General features: G+C 75.3%; 2 protein-coding genes. One reads left to right on the plus strand and one right to left on the minus strand.

Features of this window, described 5'->3' with window-relative positions; translation table 11 throughout:
- Nucleotides 1-928: succinyl-diaminopimelate desuccinylase (gene dapE / locus HMPREF3105_RS12035; RefSeq protein WP_070709828.1), on the minus strand; the 928-nt coding region annotated here is incomplete at its 3' end.
- A gap of 69 nt (nt 929-997) precedes the next feature.
- On the opposite strand from dapE, the gene dapD reads away from it, so the two are divergent.
- Entirely contained in the window at nt 998-1963 is a 966-nt protein-coding gene (dapD, locus tag HMPREF3105_RS12040; RefSeq protein ID WP_070709830.1) for a 2,3,4,5-tetrahydropyridine-2,6-dicarboxylate N-succinyltransferase, read from the plus strand.
- Nucleotides 1964-2185: the final 222 nt, after the last annotated feature.

Here is a 2185-nt window from a genome sequence, read left to right on the forward strand (position 1 = left end):
GCCGGTCCAGACCGGGGCGGGCGGCGGGCGAGGCGTCGTCGATCCGCACCTGGGCGTCCCAGTCCACGCCGGCCCCCTCCAGCACCGTGCGGACGTGCGCGTGGGCCTGCTCGAGGGTCTTGTCCGGAGCGAACCGGTAGTTCAGGTCCACGGACGCCTCGTCCGGGATGACGTTGCCCGCGACGCCGCCGGCCACGCGGATCGCGTGCAGCCCCTCGCGGTACTCCAGGCCCTCCACCGTGACCGTGGCCGGCTCGTACGCCGCCAGGGCGGTGAGCACGGGGGCCAGCTTGTGGATCGCGTTGTCGCCGCGCCAGGCGCGGCCCGAGTGCGCCGCGACGCCGGGGAAGGTGACGCGGTACCGGCACGTGCCGTTGCAGCCGCCCTCCACGACGCCGTCGGTCGGCTCGAGCAGCACCGCGAAGTCGCCCTCCAGCAGGTCGGGGGCCTGGCGGGCCACGCGGGCGAGGCCCGAGAGGTCCGAGGAGACCTCCTCGTGGTCGTAGAACACCCACGTGACGTCGTGCACGGGGGTCGGGCCGTCCGCGCGGCCGAAGCGGCCGGCCAGGGCCAGCTGCACGGCGACGCCGGACTTCATGTCCACGGCTCCGCGGCCGTACAGCACGTCCCCGTCCCACGCCGAGGGCACGGTCCCGCGCGAGCCCGGCACGGTGGGCAGAGGCACCGTGTCCAGGTGCCCGGCGAGGATCACGCGGGTCGGCCGCCCCAGAGCGGTGCGGGCGACGACGGCGTCCCCGAACCGCCGCACCTCGAGGCCGCCGAGGGCGCGCAGGGCCTGCTCGACGGCGTCGGCCAGCGGCCCCTCCTCCCCCGAGACGGAGCGCACGTCCAGCAGGGTGGCGGTGAGCGCCGCGACGTCGAGGTCCGGATCGGCGAGGTCGGGCAGGGGCACGGGGGTGAGACTCATGTGTCCAGTCTACGGACGCGCCTCCCACCGCCCTGCAGCGTGCCACCGCCACTCAGTAGGCTGAGGCGCATGACCCAGACCGCTGCACAGCAGCCCTCCCCCCGTCTCGTCTCCGGCCACGGCCTGGCCACCACGGCCGCCGACGGCGCCGTCCTGGACGTGTGGTTCCCCGCCCCCGTGGCCGGTCCGCTCTCCGCTGCGGACGCCTCGCTGCGCGACACCCTGCGCGCCCTCGCCGCGGACGACGCGGACCGCGGGACCACGCAGGCCGTCGTCGAGCTGGAGGTCGACCTGGACGCCGCCCCGGCCTCCACCGCGGACGCGTGGCTGCGCCTGCACGTGCTCTCGCACCGCCTGGTGCGGCCGAACGAGCTCAACCTCGACGGCGTCTTCGGGCTGCTCACCAACGTGGTGTGGACGAACCACGGACCCTGCGCGGTCGCGGACTTCGAGCTGACGCGGGCGAGGCTGCGTGCCCGCGGCGCCGTGCAGGTGTACGGCGTGGACAAGTTCCCGCGCATGACGGACTACGTCGTGCCCTCCGGGGTGCGCATCGGCGACGCGGACCGGGTGCGCCTGGGCGCCCACCTGGCCGAGGGGACGACCGTGATGCACGAGGGCTTCGTGAACTTCAACGCGGGCACCCTGGGGCACTCGATGGTGGAGGGCCGGATCTCGGCCGGAGTCGTGGTGGGCGACGGGTCCGACGTCGGAGGCGGCGCGTCCATCATGGGCACGCTCTCCGGCGGCGGCACCCAGCGGATCGTGATCGGCGAGCACGTGCTGCTCGGCGCGAACTCCGGCGTGGGCATCTCCGTCGGCGACGGCTGCGTGGTCGAGGCCGGTCTGTACGTCACCGCGGGCACGCGCGTGAGCGTGCTGCAGGACGGCGAGACGGCGCACACCGTGAAGGCCGTGGACCTCTCCGGCGTGCCGAACCTGCTGTTCCGCCGCAACTCCACCACGGGCGGGGTCGAGGCCCTCCCCCGCGCCGGCCGGACCGTCGAACTGAACGCGGCGCTGCACGCGAACTGACCCGGCGCACCCGGTCCCCGGCCCGCGACCCTTCCCTCCCCGTTCCCCGCCGCGTTTGGGGGCGATTTCCGGTGGTATCCCGCCGGGATAACGCCCACTATCGCCCCCGGAACTCCCCGGCGGTCCGGGGGCGGGAAGACGACGACGGCGGCACGCGGCGCGGGCCGTCGGCTCCTGCACAGCAGCGCCCGCCCCGCGCGTCGTCCCCGTGCCGCGGCCAGC

The organism is Micrococcus sp. HMSC31B01 (genome assembly GCF_001816085.1).
GTDB lineage: Bacteria > Actinomycetota > Actinomycetes > Actinomycetales > Micrococcaceae > Micrococcus > Micrococcus luteus.